This is a genomic window from Tersicoccus phoenicis (genome assembly GCF_001968835.1).
In the GTDB taxonomy this organism is placed as follows: Bacteria; Actinomycetota; Actinomycetes; order Actinomycetales; family Micrococcaceae; genus Tersicoccus; species Tersicoccus phoenicis.
On sequence record NZ_MRDE01000053.1, the window covers coordinates 1 to 18,156 of the forward strand.

The window sequence follows — 18,156 nt, forward strand, 5'->3', positions numbered from 1 at the left end:
CCATCCCGAACCCGGAAGCTAAGACCCACTGCGCCGATGGTACTGCACTCGTGAGGGTGTGGGAGAGTAGGACACCGCCGGACAACCAGTAACCGGACGACCCGGGCCACCCGCAACGACGCGGAAACGGCCCGGGTCATCCGACGTTAACGGCACTATCGTGGGCACGGTGAGAGAACAGTTACGGCCCGAGGGACCGTTCGACACCCAGGCCGAGATCTCATCCGATTTCGTACCGCGACCGGCGCGAGCTGACATCCGGTTCGGGTTGGCGGCGGGGTCGGACTCGCAGCGACGCCGGAGCGTCGTCGTCGGGGTGCTGCTCTTGGTGATCATCCTGCTCGCCGGTCTGGCGTGGGCGAAGTGGGTGCCGTACACGAGCCGAGCACAGACGCTGGTCGGCACGCGCGCCTGGTCCGGTGGAGCCGTCTTCTCCGCGGCCGGTGTACCGGGCTCCAGCCCGTCGTTCGGCGGAGCGCTGGCCTTCACCGGTTCCTATCTCGCCGCCGTCTGGCCGGCGGCCCTGGTCGGGATCACGGTGGGCGCCGCGCTCGAGACGCTGGTGCCGCGGCACTGGCTCGTCCGGTTGCTCTCACGGCGCACGCGCTGGGGTCAGGGCGTGGCGGGCGGTCTGCTGTCCTTACCGACGATGATGTGCACGTGCTGCACCGCGCCGGTGGCTTCGAGCCTGCGTCGCCGCGGCGTTCCCCTCGGTGCGAGCGTCGCCTACTGGCTCGGCAACCCCCTGCTCAACCCCGCGGTCCTGCTCTTCATCGCCCTGACGCTGCCCTGGCGGTTCGTGGTCGTCCGTGCCGGCGTCGGCGCCGCCGTGGTCCTGATTGCCGCCATGCTGGCCGCCCGGTGGGCGCGCGGCGCAACGGAGCGGCCGTCCGTGGTGGTCGTCGACGACGACCCGGCGTCCATCCCGCAACTGCTTCGCCGCTTCGCGGTCACCCTCGCCCGATACGTGGCCATCATCGCCCCCGAGTACGTGCTCCTGGTCTTCCTCACCGGGCTGCTGAGCGGCTGGCTCTCCGACTGGGCCGGCCTCGGCGACGCCGCCGGTCCGCTCGCGCTGCTCGTCGTCGGCGTCGTCGGGGCCGTTCTGGTGATCCCCACCGGTGGGGAGATCCCCGTCGTCGTGGGGCTGGTCGTGGCGGGCGCCAGCATGGGGGTGGCCGGAGTCCTGCTCATCACGCTACCGGCCCTGAGCCTACCGTCGGTGATCATGGTCGCCCGCAGCTTCGGCTGGCGTGCGCTGCTGGCGACCGGCGTCGTCGTGATCGCCGGCGGTGTCACCGCGGGCGGTCTGCTCCTGGCGCTCGGCTGAGGGCCGCTCCGTCGATCGCCGCGTCGGGCACACAGCCGGCGGCCGCCCGCCGGAAGGTGAACGGCCGCCGTGCGGGGAGTACCGGGCCTCAGCCGGTACCGGCCGTCGCCTGGTTGCGCCCGCGACGCTCCACCTTGAAGTCGGTCGTCATGTCCTCGAGCTCCTTGCCCTTCGTCTCCGGGATCCGGAACCACACGAAGAAGAAGGAGAGCAGGGCGAAGAACGCGTACAGCCCATAGGTGAACGACAGGGACATGTCCCGCAGGATCGGGAAGCTCAGGGTGACCAGCCAGTTCGCGATCCAGTTGGCTGCGGTGGCGATCGCCATGGCGTAACCGCGGATGCTGTTCGGGAACATCTCGCCCAGCAGTACCCACATCACCGGCCCCCATGTGGCGCCGAAGAACACCACGAAGGCGTTGGCCCCGATCAGGGTGAGCTGGCCCCAGCCCGGTGCGAGCTGCAGCGAGCCGTCCACCATCGACGCCGTACCGAAGCCCATCGCCATCACCGCCAGGCACACCGCCATGCCGAGGGAGCCGACCAGCAGCAGCAGCCGACGCCCGATCCGGTCGACGAGGGCGATCGCGATGATGGTGACCAGGACGTTCACCACAGAAGTGATCACCGAGGCGGTGAACGAGAAGCTCTGGTCGAAGCCCACCGAACTCCACAACGAGGTGGAGTAGTAGAAGATGACGTTGATGCCGACGAACTGCTGGAAGGCGGCGAGCAGGATCCCGGTCCACACGATCGGCAGCAACAGGTACTTCCTGTGCCGCACGTCCTGGTAGGACGGCTTGCTCTCCCGGCGCACCGACTCGCGGATCGCGGCCACCCGCTGCTCGACCTGCGGCCCGGTCTCCCCGAGCACCTCCTCGAGCACCTGGGCTGCCTTCTTGTCCCGTCCCCGACCGACCAAGAACCGCGGCGACTCCGGGATGCTCAACGCCATGATGCCGTAGACCACCGAGGGCACGACGCCGACGAGGAACATCCAGCGCCAGGCGGCGATGCCGGCCCAGAAGGTGCTGCCCGCGCCGCCGGCGGAGGCTGCCAGCCAGGCGTCCGAGAGCAACGCGACGAAGATGCCGAGCACGATGGCCATCTGCTGCAGGGACGCCAACCGGCCGCGGAGTCGGGACGGGGCGATCTCGGAGATGTAGGTGGGTCCGATCACGGAGGCGATGCCGATGCCGATGCCGCCGACCAGCCGCCAGATCGCCAGGTCCCAAGCGGCGAAAGCGAAACCGGAGCCCAGCGAGGAGATGAAGAACAGGATGGCGCCGACGAACATCACGCGCAGCCGGCCCCAGCGGTCCGCCGCCGGGCCCGCGAACCACGCCCCGATCGCCGAACCGATCAGGGCGATGGCCACGACGACGCCGGTGAGCGCCGGGGCGAGGGAGAAGTCCGTCGCCAGAGCGTCGACGGCGCCGTTGATGACGGAACTGTCGAACCCGAAGAGGAAGCCGCCGACGGCGGCGGCGACCGAGATGATGACGGCCCGACCGGCGTGGGACTCCGGTTGGTAGCCGTACCTCGAATGGTCCGGGGACACCCCGTCTGCACTGGTCGAATCGCTCACCGTTCCGCCTCCGTCGCTACGTCGTCGTCGTTGGTTGGCTGGCCTCCAACCTACTCCTGAGGCCGCAGCCGCGCGATGCCCGCCGAGTCCGCGCTGACCTGCGGTCGTACCCGCCGCACATGGCAGCTGAGGGACCGGTTGAGCGCCGCCGAGCGGATGGTCGGGACCGACCCCTACGCGGTGGTAGGATCGACGACGGCCGGCACCTCTGGGGGGTGCCGGCCGCATGCATTCCCGGGCGGCCCGACCCGCGCTGGAGGGCGGTCAGTCGTCCTCGGTACTCAGTACCGCCAGGGTGCGGGTGTCCGGGTTGAGCAGGATGTTCGCCTCGTCCCGCCGGTGCCGCAGGATGTCCTCCAGGTAGGAGGTCACCGCCTCGGAGAGCGGGACGAACCGCTGTTGCTGCTCCGACATGTACCAGCGATGCTCCAGCACCTCGTGCACCACTTCGGGCGGCTCCAGTTTGCCCGCGAGGTCCCGCGGGATGGACCGCACGATCGGTTCGAACACCTGTTGCAGCCAGGTGTGCGCGGCATAGTCCTCGTCCAGGCCCGGGCAGGTGGCGGCCCGAAAGCTGTCCATGTCGTTGAGCAGCCGCCGCGCCTGGTTCTCCTGCACGTCCAGGCCGGTCAGCCGCAGCAGGCGCCGGGTGTGATGACCCGCGTCCACGACCTTCGGCTGCAGCTCGAAGGTGGTGCCCTCGGGGCTGGTGGTGATCGAGTACTCCTCGACGTCGAACCCGAGGTCGTTCAGCCGCCGGATCCGCTCGGCGACCCGCCACTTGTCGGTGGCCCGGAACGACTCGATGTCCAGCAGTTCCGACCAGAGCCGCCGGTAGGAGTCCATGATCCGCTCACTGGTGTCGATCGGGTCGATCGCGTCGACCAGACCACCCTCCATCAGGTCCATCAGTTCCCCGGCGATGTTGACCCGGGCGATCTCCAGGTCGTACTCGCGCTGGCCTGCGGACAGCTCCGGGTGGATCTCCCCGGTCTCCGCGTCCACCAGGTACGCCGCGAAGGAGCCCGCGTCCCGCCGGAACAAGGTGTTCGACAGTGAGACGTCCCCCCAGTAGAAGCCGACGAGGTGCAGCCGGACGAGCAGCAGCGCCAGCGCGTCGATCAGCCGGGTCAGCGTGTCCGGCCGCAACTGCTGGGAGAACAGCGCCCGGTAGGGCAGGGAGAACTTCAGGTGCCGGGTGACCAGGGCGGTGGCCAGGTCCGCCCCGTCGGTACCGCGGCGGTTGCTCACGATCGCGACGGGCTCGACGCACGGGACGTCGAGGCGCTGCAGCCGGCGCAGCACGTGGAACTCATGCCGGGCGATGTGGTCGCTGGTCTCCTTGACGGCGACGACGGCGCCGGCGAGGTGAGCGAACCGGACCACGTGCCGGGAGATGCCTCGCGGCAGTGACGCCAGGGTGCGTTCGGGCCACTGCTCCAGCGGCACGTCCCAGGGCAGGTCCAGCAGTTCGGGCACGGTCGCGGCCGCCGTGATGTTCAGCGATGCCGGTCTCCGGTCCTCCGGCCGGGATCGGTCACCGCCGTCGGACCGGGGCAACCGCCCTCCGGCGGACCACTCCTGGGGCGGCTCCCAGTCCGCCGCCTCGGGCGCGGTGGCACCGGTCGCCGTCGTCCCGGACGTCGTGCCGTCCGGGACGCGGCCCGACGCAGCGGACCCGCCGGCGCCCTCGGCGGGTGCGGGGGTTCCGGCGGGTCCGTTCATGCGTGCGCCTCCTGACGGAACTGTCTGCCGACTCGCGGAGCTGTCGTCCGAGGATCGGTTCGGTCGGTGCGGCCGGGAGGAGGATCCCGGCCGCACCGACCGACTCACTCGACGACGTCGGAGAGGTTCGCCTGGGGAGTACCCGCGGCCGGGCCGCCGTCACCCAGGCGCAGGCCGGTCCTGGTGTCGAACAGGTGCACGTTGCCCTGCTTCGGGAGCACGTGCACGGTCTGCCCGGCCCGCGGTGGGCGGCGCCCGTCGACCCGGGTCACGATCTCGTGGTCCCGATCGCCGATCGTCGTGTGACCGTAGATGTAGGCGTCCGCCCCGAGCTCCTCGACCACGTCCACGATCACCGGGAGACCGTCATTCGCCGAGGTCATCTCGAGGGCCTCCGGGCGCACCCCGAGGGTGACCGTGCTGCCGGCCGCGTTGCTGAGGATGTCCCGCGGCACCGGGTAAATCGTGTCGCCGAACTTCACCCCTTCGTCGACGACGGGCAGTTCCAGCAGATTCATGGCGGGGGAGCCGATGAACCCGGCGACGAAGACGTTGTTCGGGTGGTCGTACAGGTTCCGGGGGGTGTCCACCTGCTGCAGCAGGCCGTCCTTGAGCACCGCGACCCGGTCACCCATGGTCATGGCCTCGACCTGGTCGTGGGTCACGTACACCGTGGTGACGCCGAGCCGACGCGTCAGCGACGCGATCTGGGTGCGGGTCTGCACGCGAAGCTTGGCGTCCAGGTTGGACAGCGGCTCGTCCATCAGGAACACCTGCGGGCTGCGCACGATCGCGCGGCCCATGGCGACGCGCTGACGCTGACCGCCGGAGAGCGCCTTGGGCTTGCGCTCCAGGTAATCCTGCAGGTCGAGCAGCTTGGCCGCCTCCTGGACGCGGCGCATCCGCTCCTCCTTGCCCACCCCGGCGATCTTCAGGGCGAAGCCCATGTTGTCCGCCACGGTCATGTGGGGGTAGAGGGCGTAGTTCTGGAACACCATGGCGATGTCCCGGTCCTTCGGGGGTACGTCCGTGACGTCCTTGTCGCCGATCCAGATCTTGCCGTAGTTGATGTCCTCGAGGCCGGCGAGCATGCGCAGCGACGTCGATTTGCCGCAGCCGGACGGGCCGACGAGGACGAGGAACTCGCCGTCGGCGATGTCCAGGTCGAGTTTGTCCACCGAGGGCTTGTCGGAGCCCGGGTAGATGCGGGTGGTGTTTTCGAATCTGACCGTAGCCATGGTCGTGTCTTCCCTTCACCGGCAGGTACGTGCCGGACGATCCGTCGTGAGCGGGGTTCGGGCACGCTGGCCGGTCGCGACGCCGGCTCCTGCACCGTGTTGTGACCTGGTTCACGCACCCGCAGCCATTATGGCACAGTGGACGTAAACGCTTGCGGCACGGTAGCGGGAAGAACTCATTCGTCCATGCTGGGCCCGAGGCCGTCCCGGTCCAGGAGCGGCATCTCCAGCGCCTCCCGGCGCAACCGCAGCACCTCGCCGAGCAGGTCCGCCACATCCTCCGGGTCCGGGACCCGGTAGTCGGCGCAGGTCCGCCCGTCGCCGACCTTCACGCCGACGTCGCCGGGGGTCAGGGCGGTGAACGCGGTCTCGTCGGTGACGTCGTCCCCGGCGAACAGGACGCCGGTGGCGCCCGTGACGTCGCGCAGGGTCGCCAGGCCGTCCCCCTTGGACGCGGTCACGACCGACGCCTCGACGACCATCTTGCCGCGCATCACGTGCACGCCGTCGATCGCCTCCAGCGCGCGCAGGGCCGCGACGGTCGCTGTCCCGGCGACGTCGGGTGCGGCGCGACGGGTGTGCAGCACGACGCCGGCCGGCTTGCGCTCCAGACCGGTGCCCGGGTGCTCCTCGACGACGCGGGAGATCGTCTCGGTGACGACGGTGAGCAGGCCCCGCTGCTGCTCGTCCAGTTCCAGCGGTCTCGCGTCGGGGCCCAACCAGGTCTCGGCGCCGTGGCTGGCCACCAGCAGCGTCCGTTCGTCGGGGCCGGCGACGTTCCGGAGGGAGGCGAGGGCCCGGCCCGACACCAGGGCGGTGCGGGTCTGCGGCAGGTCGTTCAGCCCCGCCAGCGCCGCGCCGGCCGCCGGCAGCGCACGCGCGTCCTCGGCCCGGTCGGTCAGCGGGGCCATGGTGCCGTCGAAGTCCATGCAGACCAGCAGCACCGGCGAGAAGGCCAGCCGCTCCAGGGCATGCTGCAGGCGTGGATCGGCCGGCATGTCAGCGCTGCTCCTGCAACGCGGAGAGGAAGTCCGTGGACCAGCGCTGGACGTCGTGGTCGAGCACCTGCTTGCGCATCGCGCGCATCCGCCGCGCCGCCTCCCGCGGCTCCATGTGAATGGCGCGCACGATCGCGTTCTTCACGCCGTCGATGTCGTGCGTGTTCACCAGCAGGGCCTGGCGCAGCTGCTCGGCCGCACCGGTGAACTCGCTGAGCACCAGCACGCCGCTGTTGCGGGTGCGTGCCGCGACGTACTCCTTGGCCACGAGGTTCATCCCGTCCCGCAGCGCCGTGACCAGCAGGACGTCGGCCGCCAGGTACAGCGCCACCATCTCCTCGACCGGGTAGCTCTGGTGCAGGTAGCGGATCGCGGTCTTCTCCAGGGTGTCGAAGGTGCCGTTGATCCGTCCGACGGTGGACTCGACCTCCTCCCGCAGCGTCTTGTAGTGCTCGACGCGTTCGCGGCTCGGGCTGGCCACCTGCACCAGGGTGCAGTCCTCCACGCTGACCCGCTGGTCCTCCAGCAGTTCGCCGAAGGCCTTCAGCCGGTGCGGGATGCCCTTCGTGTAGTCCAACCGGTCGACGCCGAGCAGCACCGTGGTGGGGTCGCCGAGCTCGTGCCGGATCTGCCGGGCGCGCTCGATCACGTCGGGGTCGGCGGCGAGTTCGGCGATGTGCTGGGCGTCGATGGCGATGGGGAAGGAACGTGCCTCCACCCGGCGCTCGCTGCCGTCCTCGTCGGTGACGGTGAAGATGCCCTGCCGGCTCGCGGTGCCGAGGAACCGCCGCACGCAGCGGGTGAAGTTCTGCGCGTCGCCGGGCCGCTGGAACCCGATCAGGTCGGCGCCGACCAGTCCTTCCAGCACCTGCTGGCGCCAGGGCAGTTGCGCGTAGATCTCCAGGGGCGGGAACGGGATGTGGTTGAAGAACCCGATCCGCAGGTCGGGGCGCAGTTGGCGCAGCATCGCCGGCACCAGCTGCAGCTGGTAGTCCTGCACCCACACCGTCGCGCCCTCGGCGGCGGCCTTCGCGGACGCCTCGGCGAAACGGCGGTTCACGCGCCGGTAGGCGTCCCACCAGGTGCGGTGGAACTCCGGGGGGGCGATGACGTCGTGGTAGAGCGGCCAGAGGGTCGCGTTGGCGAAGCCCTCGTAGTAGAGCTCGACCTCCTGCTGGGACAGGTCGACGGGGACCAGGTGCATGCCGCTGTGGTCGAACTCGTCGAGCGGTTCGTCGACGGCGCCGTTCCAGCCGACCCAGGCCCCGTCGGCCTGCGCCATCACGGGGGCGAGGGCGGTGACCAGGCCGCCGGGGGAGCGCCGCCAGTCGGACTCGCCGTCGACCACCACCCGGTCGACCGACAGCCGGTTGGAGACGACGATGAAGTCGTAGTCCCCGGTGGGCGTCGCCCCGGGCTGGGGCTGGGATTCGGTGACGGCCATGGCGCGAGCACGTCCTTTCCCGTGCCGCGAGGGGCACGGTTGCGCGGGGGAGTGGTCCTGTTCCTCAGCTTACTTGCCGTCGGCGGGCACTCAGGGTGGCTGCCTAGAATGAGGTGTCCACCGGTCGCCGCGCCGTGTCGCCGTTCCCATTGTCGAGGATGCATGAGTCCGCAGAACGAACCACGCCTGACCAAAGCCCAGCGCCAGGCCGCCGCCCGGGAGCGGGCACGGGTGCAGCGGGAACAGCAGCGCAGACGGGAACGCCGGACCCGGGTGCTCACCATCTGGGGCATCGTGGCGGCGGTCGCCGTGATCGCCGTGGTGATCGGATTGGTCGTGGCGAACGGGATCCGCGGTCAGGTCGCCGATTCCGGCCCGCGGCCGGCCAACGCCAACGCCTTCGGCGGGGTGACGCTGACCAAGCCGAATCAGCTGGCGACGTCGCCGGCCGCGGGCGATGTGAACGTGGCGGACACGCAGTCGCCGACCGCCAGCGCCAGCGCGAGCGGGTCGGTCCTGCCCCTGCCGCACGGAGTCGGGAAGGCTCCGGCCGGTCAGCCGGCTCAGATCATCGTGTTCGTCGATCTCGCCTGCCCCGTCTGCAAGAACTTCGAGGCGACCTACGCCAACCAGCTGGACAGCTGGATGAAGGAGGGGAAGGCCACCGTCGAGTACCGGGTGATCGGGCTGCTCGACGGCACCGCATCGACGACGAACTACTCGTCCCGTGGCGCGAACGCCGCGTACTGCGTGGCCAACACGGCGCCGACGAAGTTCCAGCGCTTCCTCACCAGCGCTTACGAGCAGCAGCCGCAGGAGGGCGGGCGGGGACTGTCCGACGACAAGCTCAACGAGATCGCCACCAGCGCCGGCGCGCCGGACCTGTCCAGCTGCATCAACAACGGGACCTACCGTCCGTTCGTGAAGTACGTGACGGACCAGAGCCGGCTCGACGGCGTGAGCGGAACCCCGACGGTGTTCGTCGACGGGCAGCGTTGGTCCAACTCCGGCGACTTCACCGCGTTCGCGCAGAAGATCATTACCGCCCGCAAGTGACCCCGGTGTAGCGCACGGCCGTCGGCCGTGGGCTACCCTTGGGTGGCTTCATCTGTGCGGCTCTGCCGGTTCGCGCCCGCGGGCGCGCCGGCATCCCGCCCCCTTAGCTCAGTCGGCCAGAGCATCTGTCTTGTAAACAGAGGGTCGCCGGTTCGAATCCGGCAGGGGGCTCGATGAGACGGTCGACGTAGCTTTCGGACCTCGCGCGATACATTGTCCAGGTGCAGCACGTGATCGTCACCATGTCCCGCGGGGATGCGCCCCGGCTCGCAGAGTGGGTGAACTACCACCAGAACCTCGGGTTCGATGAGTTCTACGTGGTGCTGGACAATCCCGTCGATAACTCGGCCGACATCCTCAGCGCTCTGCCAGGCGACATCGTCGTCGATGAGCGCCCGCCGTACGACGTCTACTGGAGCGGGGAGGAGTATGTCGACCAACCACGGCGCTGGGATTTGATGAAGGCGTGGAGGGCGGAGCGAAGTGCTGGTCTCGAGCGGTGGAACCTTCCGATCGGTGACCCTCAAACGTTGCGGCAGACGCTCTACCTTGCAGGCGTCCTCAACCTCTATGCGGTTCGTGGTGACTGCTGGGTGACCGTCCTTGACGTGGATGAATTTCTGGTAGTTCCTTCGGGCGGATCAATCCGTGATCTGACCGGCGTCGCCACTGCGCCCCGGCTTCGCTTCAAGAACTACAACGTCGACACCCGTGAGTGGCAGATCGGCACTCCACTCCTAGCCTCCTGCGTTAATCGCTGGCACCAGGACGACATCGATGCTTACGGGAAGGGGTGGCAGCACCGCGTCAAGTCTCTGGTTCGGCACGATGCTCTGCTGCCGTTCGTGTCGGTGCATGCTGTCAGCCGTGGCCCATACGCCGTTGTGGACCCGGGCGTCGGGCGGTTGCATCACTATCGGGTCCCTGACCAGGCGATCCCCGAGCTGCCGTACCGAGTGGTTGACACGGCAGCAGCGAACATCACAAGGCGTTCGACGGAGTCGACGCGCTGATATAGACGTCCGAACAGGAACATTTCGTCCGTGCGGAACCCGTTCAGGGTCCTCGACCGCGCCGACAGCCCATGCACAAGCTGACCGGCGCGCAGTCGTCGCATAGCTGGGTTCGAGGTCCATCGACGGTACTCTGACGTGGTGGAACACGTGATCGTCACCATGTCCCGCGGGGACGCCCCCCGGCTCGCCGAGTGGGTGACCTACCACCAAGACCTCGGCTTCGATGAGTTCTACGTGGTGCTGGACCACCCAGTGGACGACTCGGCGGAGATCCTGCGCGGGCTGCCCGGTGACATCACCGTCGACGAGCGCGGACCGTACCGCGAGTACTGGGATGACAATCCACCGGCGAATCAGGCCGATCGCCAGGCTTTGGAGAGCGCTTGGCGCGACGAGAACGGCGAGGACATCGTTCGATGGAAGCTGCCGATCGTCGACGCACTGTCGTACCGGCAGCTTCTCTACCTTGCCGGCGTCTTGAATCTGTATGCGGTTCGTGGTGACTGCTGGGTGTCCGTTCTCGACGTCGACGAGTTCTTGGTGCTCCCCGGGGGCGGGTCCATCCAGGACTTGACCGCGGGATCCGACGCTCCTCGCCTCCGGTTCAAGAACTACAACTTCGATACCAGTGCATGGCGTCCGGGTGCTTCAGTTCTGGGTTCCAGCGTCAAGCGCTGGCACCAGGAGGACATCGATGCCTACGGCCATGGATGGGATCGCCGGGTCAAGGCCATCGTTCGCCACGACGCGCTGCTTCCCTTCGCCTCGGTGCATGCGATCAGCCGCGGCCAATTCATCGTGGTGGATCCGGAGGTCGGCCGCCTCCACCACTACCGAGTCCCGGATCAGGCGCTCGAAGGGCTTCCGTACCGGGTGACGGACACTGCTGCCGCGGAAAGGGCGCAGCGGCTGGCCAGCGCGGCAGGCTGAGGTCGGCCACCTGACCGTCGGCGTCTGCCTGCCGATGGTTGTCGATAGCGTGGTGATGAGCACTGTGCTGGTTCGGAAGTGGGACAACAAGCTGTGAATCTCGAGAGCGATCTGCTGGATCGACCGTCCGACGATGCCGCCGGTCCGCCCCGGCATTCCCGTCGGAAACTGTGGTGGAGCATCGGTCTGGTCATCGTCGCGCTGTTCGCCGTCGTCGCCCTCGTCGTCGGTCTGTATGTCGGCAACCTCGGCCGGTCCTTCGACACCAGGACCCAGAAGATCGAACGTGCGTTCCCGGCCGAGACCACGCGGCCGTCAGCCTCCGCCAACGGCGCCATGAACATCCTGCTGCTCGGCAGCGACAGCCGCGGTGCGGCCCCGTCCGAGGCGGCTGGCGGCAACGCCTCCGACCAACGTTCCGACAGCATGATCTGGGTGAACATCCCCGCCGACCGCAAACGCGTCTACCTGATGTCCGTCATGCGCGACACCTGGGTGGACATTCCCGGGCGCGGCCCGGCGAAGATCAATGCCGCCATGTCCTACGGGGGGATCCCGCTGGCCGCCCAGACGCTCGAAGGACTCTTCGGCGCCCGGCTCGACCACATCGCGCTCATCGACTTCGCCGGTTTCAAGGCCGTCACCGACGCCCTCGGTGGCGTACCGGTCAACGTCCCCATCGCGTTCTCCACCAAGGATCGCGCGTTCCCGCAGGGTATGCAGACGCTCGACGGCGACGCCGCGCTCGCCTTCGTGCGGGAGCGGAAGGCCTTCCCTGATGGTGACTACCAGCGGGTGAAGGACCAGCAGATCTTCGTCAAGGCCGTGCTCGGCCAGATCCTCAGCGCCGGCACGTTGACCAACCCCGGCAAGGTCACCGACCTCGTCGACAAGGTCTCGCCCTACCTGAGCGTGGATACGACGTTCGACTCGGCGGCCGTCGGCGCCCTCGCCGTCTCCCTGAACGGACTCCGATCCAGCGACGTGCAGTCCTTCACGCTTCCGACCAAGGGGATCGGCACCTCCGCCGACGGCCAGTCGATCGTCCTACCCGACACCGCCGCCATCAGCGCGGTGGGGAAGGCGCTGCGGGACGACACCCTCGGGCAGTGGCTGAGCTCGCGGAGTTCCGGTGAGTGACCGGCGCGCGGCCGCGCTCCTGGCCCGGGTGACGCCGGCGGTGCTCGCGGTCGGGTTGCTCCTGCCGTTCGGCTCGGCCGCGGCAACGGCGGCGCCAACAGATCCCGCCGCGCCGACCGTGCCCATGACGGACCCGGCGGCCGACCCGGCCACCCAACCCGTGCAGCCGGCACCGGTCCAGCCGGCGCCGGTCCAGCCGGCACCGGTCCACCAGGCACCGGTGCAGCCGGCACCGGCCCTGCAGGCACCGGCCCTGCAGGCACCGGCCCTGCAGGCACCGGCCCAGCCGGAGCCACAGCCGGCTCCGGCCGAGCAACCGCCCGCGCAGGAGAATCTCCCGCAGGTCGATCCCGTCACCGGCAGGCAGATCGACCCCGCCACGGGGTACCAGATCGACCCGGCAACCGGGTATCTGATCGATCCGGCCACGGGATACCTCATCGACCCGACCACGGGTCTGCTGATCGACCCGGCCACCGGACAGCTCATCGAGCCGGTGCCACCGACGCCGACCGCCATCCCGACGCCGACGGCCACTCCGGCACCGACGAAGGAGCCGACACCGACGAAGAAGCCGACCCCGACTCCGACCGTCACTCCTTCCGCCGCACAGACACCGACGGCAACAGCGACGCCGCAGTCAGCGACCTCGATGCCTACGGCGGATGTCGCGAAGGCGCGGACCACGACCAACACGAGCACCGTCGCGACGCAGACGATCACTGTCGCCGGTCTCCTGGTCCTCGGATTTCTGTATTTTCGACTTCTGCGTCGTGGTAGCCGTCGCACGGCGGGCGAGCGGAAGTAACGGATGACGAGAGATTCAGTCAGACTGACGGAACCGGATGCGCCGCTGCGCCTGCAGCTTTTGTGCCACTCCTACTGGCCGGAGCACAGCCCGCCTCAGCGGCGGTGGAGCACCCTGATCCAGGCGTTCCGGGGTCGCGGCTGGGACGTCGACGTCATTGCACCGGTCGCTCATTTCCCCGAGGGACGGCGCAGCCTTCCTCGGTCACTTGCCGGGCGCGCGTTTCGCATCCAGCCGGGCCCGCACGGTGAGCGCGTCCACCGTGTCCCGTTCGTCCCGCACGCGGGCACCGCTCACTTGGCCCGTCTGCTGGACCAGGTGGTCTCTGCCGTTCTCTCGATTCCCGTGGCCCTGGCCAGTCGCCGCCCTGACGTCCTCGTAGTGACGGTTCCCAGCCTGCCCATCCTGCTGGCCGGTCATGTGGTGTCCCGGCTGCGCCGTGTGCCGCTCGTAGTCGAGATGCGCGACGCCTGGCCGGACCTCGCCCGAGACGCACGCCTGGTTCAGGGCACGGCCAAGAGTCTCGTCGAGCGCGTCGTCGAGTTCATCCAGCAACGATCGGACCTCGTCGTCGCGGTCACCGATGGCTTCGCCCGCACTCTGCGCGAGCGAGGAGTCGACCCCGTCGTGACCATCAGCAACGGGGTAGACCTTGCCCGTGTGCCCGAACTGCCCCCGGTTGATTCGGGTCCGGGGCCGCTGCGCGCCCTCTATCTCGGCAATCATGGGCAGAGCCAACGCCTGGACGTGCTCGTCCGTGCGAGTGCCATCGTGGGGAAGGACATGGAACTGCGCCTGGTGGGCCACGGAGTTCAGCGGCCCGCGCTGATCGACCTGGCCAACGAACTCGACGCGCCGGTCGTCTTCCACGAGGCGCAGCACGGGCCTTCCGTGCTCGAGCAGTACACCGCAGCGGACACCTGCATCGTCTCTCTCCGGGACGACTGGAAGTCGTTCGACACCACAATCCCTTCCAAGACGTACGAAGTGCTCGCCGTCGGACGCCACGTGACCGCCGTGGTTCGCGGGGAGGCGGAGCGGATCATCCGCGACGCCGGCGCTGGCGACGTCGTCCCCGCGGACCCCGACGCAATCGCGAACCTCTGGCGTGAACTGGCCGCCGACCGTGATCGCCTGCGGGTAACCGGTGATGGACGACGGTGGGTGGCGGAGAACGCCGACTACGGCGCGTTGGCGGTCCGCTACGCCGAGGTGCTCACAGCACTGACGAAGGAAGCTCAGGCGGCCCACCGATGACGTTGGCCTCGCGTGGTCGTCGTCTGGCCTGCAATCTGGCACTGGCGGCGGACACGACGGTCCGCCGTCTACGAGAGGATCCTGCCCTCTTCGTGTTACTCCTGTCGCGTAGGCTGCCGTCGTCCGTAGCAGGGAAGGTGGCCCACGCTGTGCTCAACGGCGCTCCGATCCCTGCCGGGAGCCGACTCGCGCTGACAGCGAGCCTCATTGCCGGCGATCACCGGGGTCTCGAAAGTCGGCTCCGCGCATCCGCGGCTCGACGGTCTCACGGCGGTCGTCGTCGGTGGGCTGCGGAGGTCGCTGTCGTGGCAGGCCGGCCCGATCTGGCCGATCCCCTCCTCGGCGCTGCAGCTCCGGCTCACGGCGCGCTTGCGCGAACGCTGGCCCGCCGACTCTGGTACGACGGAGACGTGACCGGCGCGATCTCGGCGCTGGACGGAGAAGGCCGGGCGGCACGTGCACTGCAGCAGCGCTTGATCTCCGAGCGTCAGGTCCTCTCCGGTTGGGCCCCGCGGCTGCCATCGGCACCCGTTGACCCGATCGGTAGCCGGGTACTGCACTTGCTGACCAACTCCCTGCCCCATACCGGCAGCGGCTACGCGCAACGCTCCCACTCGATTCTGCTGGCGCAGCAGCACATCGGCCTGGATCCTCTCGCTGTCACGCGCATCGGGTACCCAGTGCTGGTCGGGCGCGCCCTCGCGAGTGACCGCGATGTCGTGGACGGCGTTCCGTATCAGCGTCTGCTGGAGGGGCGGCTCCCGGCCACCACGGAGCAACGCCTGCAACGACAGGCCGAGGCGGTCCTGCGTCTCGGCGAGCAGTTCCGCCCCGCCGTGGTACACACCACAACCGATTTCACGAACGCCCTGGTCGGCGGCGCGGTCGCGCGGTCGCTCGGAGTGCCCTGGGTCTACGAGGTCCGCGGGATGCTCGCTGATACCTGGGCCTCGACCCGCGGGGAGGTGGCCCGCCACAGCGAAAGGTACCGTCTGTCCAACGCTCGGGAAGCGGAGGCGATGTGCGCCGCCGATCTCGTCATCACTCTGGGCGAGGAGATGCGCGCACGCATCATGGAGGCAGGCGTGGACCCCGCGCGCATCCTGCTCGCTCCCAACGGCGTCGGCGGGCCCTTCCTGGAGGAGCCGCTCGAACCTCGCGAAGCGAGGAAGCAGCTCGGCTTGGACCTTCCTGGGCCGGTGATCGGCACCGTCAGCAGCCTGGTCGACTACGAAGGTCTCGACACGCTCATCGACGCGACGGCGGTCCTGGCGCCGTCCTGGCCGACGCTACACTTGATGATCGTCGGGTCCGGCGCGGCGGAAGCCGCGTTGCGCCAGCGGGCGGCCCGGGCAGGGTTGACCGATCGGATCACCTTCGTCGGGCGTGTACCGCGCGCCGAAGCGGCGGCCTACCATCAGGCGTTGGACATCTTCGTGGTTCCCCGTCGTGACCTGTCGGTGACGAGGACCGTCACGCCGCTCAAGCCCGTTGAGGCATCTGCGAGCGCTCGACCGGTGGTGGCCAGTGACCTGCCGGCGCTCCGTGAGGTGGTCCAGGACGGTCGATCCGGTCTACTGGTCACGCCCGAGGATGCTGCGGCGCTCGCCATGGGACTGCGCCGCCTTCTGAGCGACGCTGCGGAGCGGGTCCGGATGGGTCGCGCAGGTCGGGCGCACGTGTTGGCCCATCGCACCTGGGAGGCGAACGCGAGGTCGTGTGCCGACGCGTACGAAAAAGTGAGAGGCAGAGGGCAGGGCAACGATGGACGACGCGATGGCATCGACTGAAGTCGCCCCTTCCCGAGACCAGCAGGACACCGTCGTGGAGATCGACGGTGACCGACTACATCGGGTCGGCGCTCGCCCGGGCCTCCGCGAATATCTGGTACGGCTGTGGGACTACCGGCAGTTCGTGTTCTACGACTCTCGCGCTCGCGTGGTCACCGGGACGCGACGCGACCGGTTGGGCAGCGCTTGGCTGATCCTGAACCCCGTGTTCAACGCCCTGACCTTCTACCTCATCTTCGGTCTGCTGCTGCGGACGAGCCGAGGCATCGACAACTTCGTCGGATACCTCATCATCGGCGTCTTCATCTTCCAGGTCAGCGCCGGCTCCATCACCACGGGGGCGCGGTCCGTACAGAGCAATCGGGCCCTGCTGCAGTCGTTCGCGTTCCCTCGGATCACCATGCCCGTCGCGGCCAGCGTGCGCGAGGCGCTCACGGCCGTGCCGCTGGTACTCGCCATGCTGCTGATGATCGTGGTCATTCCGCCCTTCGAACAACCGACCTGGCGCTGGCTCCTCATCCTTCCGGCGCTCGCGCTGCAGTGGATGTTCAACTTCGGCGTCGGGCTGGTCCTGGCCCGGGTCATCACCCGTGTCCACGACATCTCCCATGTCATCCCGTTCGCGCTGCGCGGGTGGATGTACGCCTCGGCCGTGTTCTACTCCTTCGACCGTATGGTGGATGATCCCGCGCTCCTCGCGGTGCTCAAGGCGAACCCGCTGTACTGCGTCCTGGACATTCTGCGGGACAGCATCCTGTACGCCCGTACCCCACCGCTCACGAGTTGGGCCAACCTGACGATCTGGTCCCTGGCCGCCCTGCTCATCGGCGTCCTGTTCTTCTGGCACGGGGAGGAGAGCTATGGACGCGACTGACCCGGCGGAGACCGATCCGACGGCGGCCCGGCCGTGCGTCGTCGTGGACCGGGCCACCGTGAGCTACCGGGTTCCGACCACCAGCAAACGTGCGGACGAAGGCCATCAGGGATCGGGTCTGTACGACCGCCTGCGCAGACGGACCACCAAGGTCACAGTGAGTGCTCTCAACGAGATCTCGCTCGTGGTCAATCACGGTGAATCCGTCGGGGTCATCGGGCGGAACGGTTCCGGCAAGAGCACCCTGGTCAAGTTGATCAGCGGCCAGGCCAGGCCGTCGTCCGGAGCCATCTACGCGTCCAGCACCCCCGCCATGCTCGGGGTCAACGCCGCTCTGGTCCCCTCCCTCTCCGGAGACCAGAACATCACGCTTGGCTGCCTGGCGATGGGGATGACGCCGCAGCAGGTCGATGAGAAGTTCGAGCAGATCGTCGAACTCACGGGTCTGGGCGACACGATCAATCTGCCCATGGCCACCTACTCGTCGGGCATGGCGTCGCGTCTGCAGTTCGCTATCGCGACCAGCATCGATCCCGAGATCCTGCTGATCGACGAGGCGTTGAACACCGGTGACGCTCAGTTCGTGGATCGGACGAAGGCCCGTATGGACGAACTGCGGGACCAGGCGGGTTGCGTTGTCCTGGTGAGCCACTCGCTCCCGACCATCCGGAGCATGTGCTCCCGCGTACTCTGGCTCGACCGCGGTGACCTGGTGATGGACGGCGATCCGACCGAGGTCGCCCTGCAGTACGAAAACTTCGCTGTCCGGCTGAGCGCAGGCGACACCACCGGAGCCGACCAGATGAAGAGCGAGGCCATGGACGCTCTTGGCCGCGTTCATATCCGGATGGCGGGCCGCGAGAGCCGACGGCGCGCTCGATGAGCCTCCGTCTTCGCGTCCGCCACGTGCGCACGGGCCTGTGGCACCTCCGCCGGGGTGGACCGACGGCACTGCGTCGCTG

At 68.7% G+C, this 18,156-nt stretch carries 15 protein-coding genes, 1 tRNA gene and 1 rRNA gene; 12 read left to right on the plus strand and 5 right to left on the minus strand.

Annotated elements, in window-relative coordinates:
* Both rrf and BKD30_RS08065 read left to right on the plus strand, forming a co-directional pair.
* Positions 1-83, plus strand: a 5S ribosomal RNA gene (gene rrf / locus BKD30_RS08060); the annotation flags it as partial.
* 86 nt (positions 84-169) lie between these two features.
* Positions 170-1,330 carry a permease gene (locus BKD30_RS08065; RefSeq protein ID WP_235861567.1) on the plus strand — a complete coding sequence of 387 codons (1,161 nt, stop codon included), beginning with the start codon at positions 170-172 and terminating at the stop codon, positions 1,328-1,330.
* 88 nt (positions 1,331-1,418) lie between these two features.
* Here BKD30_RS08065 and BKD30_RS08070 read toward each other — a convergent pair whose 3' ends face one another.
* The 5 genes from BKD30_RS08070 to otsA form a co-directional block, all read right to left on the minus strand.
* The gene (locus BKD30_RS08070) at positions 1,419-2,918 is read right to left on the minus strand and encodes a sugar porter family MFS transporter (RefSeq protein WP_328586899.1); all 1,500 of its coding nucleotides are present in this window, start codon (positions 2,916-2,918) and stop codon (positions 1,419-1,421) included.
* Positions 2,919-3,182: 264 nt separating this feature from the next.
* Positions 3,183-4,643 carry a DUF4032 domain-containing protein gene (locus BKD30_RS08075; protein ID WP_083956138.1) on the minus strand — a complete coding sequence of 487 codons (1,461 nt, stop codon included), beginning with the start codon at positions 4,641-4,643 and terminating at the stop codon, positions 3,183-3,185.
* A gap of 104 nt (positions 4,644-4,747) precedes the next feature.
* Positions 4,748-5,881 carry an ABC transporter ATP-binding protein gene (locus BKD30_RS08080; RefSeq protein ID WP_076703853.1) on the minus strand — a complete coding sequence of 378 codons (1,134 nt, stop codon included), beginning with the start codon at positions 5,879-5,881 and terminating at the stop codon, positions 4,748-4,750.
* A gap of 176 nt (positions 5,882-6,057) precedes the next feature.
* A complete protein-coding gene (otsB, locus tag BKD30_RS08085) occupies positions 6,058-6,879 on the minus strand; it encodes a trehalose-phosphatase (protein ID WP_076703854.1) in 822 nt (273 codons plus the stop codon).
* 1 nt (position 6,880) lies between these two features.
* Entirely contained in the window at positions 6,881-8,323 is a 1,443-nt protein-coding gene (otsA, locus tag BKD30_RS08090; protein WP_076703856.1) for an alpha,alpha-trehalose-phosphate synthase (UDP-forming), read from the minus strand.
* 162 nt (positions 8,324-8,485) lie between these two features.
* Between otsA and BKD30_RS08095 the strand changes: the two genes are divergently transcribed.
* From BKD30_RS08095 to BKD30_RS08140, 10 genes are all read left to right on the plus strand, one after another.
* Complete coding sequence (locus BKD30_RS08095; RefSeq protein ID WP_076703857.1) at positions 8,486-9,379, plus strand: DsbA family protein; 894 nt, start codon at positions 8,486-8,488, stop codon at positions 9,377-9,379.
* Between the two features lie 97 nt (positions 9,380-9,476).
* A tRNA-Thr gene (locus BKD30_RS08100) sits at positions 9,477-9,550 on the plus strand.
* Positions 9,551-9,600: 50 nt separating this feature from the next.
* Positions 9,601-10,392: a glycosyltransferase family 2 protein gene (locus tag BKD30_RS08105; RefSeq protein ID WP_076703859.1), complete on the plus strand. Its 792-nt coding sequence runs from the start codon at positions 9,601-9,603 to the stop codon at positions 10,390-10,392.
* Between the two features lie 141 nt (positions 10,393-10,533).
* Positions 10,534-11,325, plus strand: coding sequence for a glycosyltransferase family 2 protein (locus BKD30_RS08110; RefSeq protein ID WP_143588119.1), 792 nt, complete (start codon positions 10,534-10,536; stop codon positions 11,323-11,325).
* 93 nt (positions 11,326-11,418) lie between these two features.
* Complete coding sequence (locus BKD30_RS08115) at positions 11,419-12,465, plus strand: LCP family protein (RefSeq protein WP_083956139.1); 1,047 nt, start codon at positions 11,419-11,421, stop codon at positions 12,463-12,465.
* Entirely contained in the window at positions 12,458-13,273 is an 816-nt protein-coding gene (locus tag BKD30_RS08120; protein ID WP_076703862.1) for an OCRE domain-containing protein, read from the plus strand. Before BKD30_RS08115 ends, BKD30_RS08120 begins: the two co-directional genes overlap by 8 nt.
* 3 nt (positions 13,274-13,276) lie before the next feature.
* Positions 13,277-14,530, plus strand: coding sequence for a glycosyltransferase family 4 protein (locus BKD30_RS08125; protein WP_076703863.1), 1,254 nt, complete (start codon positions 13,277-13,279; stop codon positions 14,528-14,530).
* Positions 14,531-14,940: 410 nt separating this feature from the next.
* Entirely contained in the window at positions 14,941-16,320 is a 1,380-nt protein-coding gene (locus BKD30_RS08130) for a glycosyltransferase family 4 protein (protein WP_235861568.1), read from the plus strand.
* Entirely contained in the window at positions 16,307-17,194 is an 888-nt protein-coding gene (locus tag BKD30_RS08135) for an ABC transporter permease (protein ID WP_076703865.1), read from the plus strand. Before BKD30_RS08130 ends, BKD30_RS08135 begins: the two co-directional genes overlap by 14 nt.
* The gene (locus tag BKD30_RS08140) at positions 17,181-18,077 is read left to right on the plus strand and encodes an ABC transporter ATP-binding protein (RefSeq protein WP_076703866.1); all 897 of its coding nucleotides are present in this window, start codon (positions 17,181-17,183) and stop codon (positions 18,075-18,077) included. Before BKD30_RS08135 ends, BKD30_RS08140 begins: the two co-directional genes overlap by 14 nt.
* Positions 18,078-18,156: the final 79 nt, after the last annotated feature.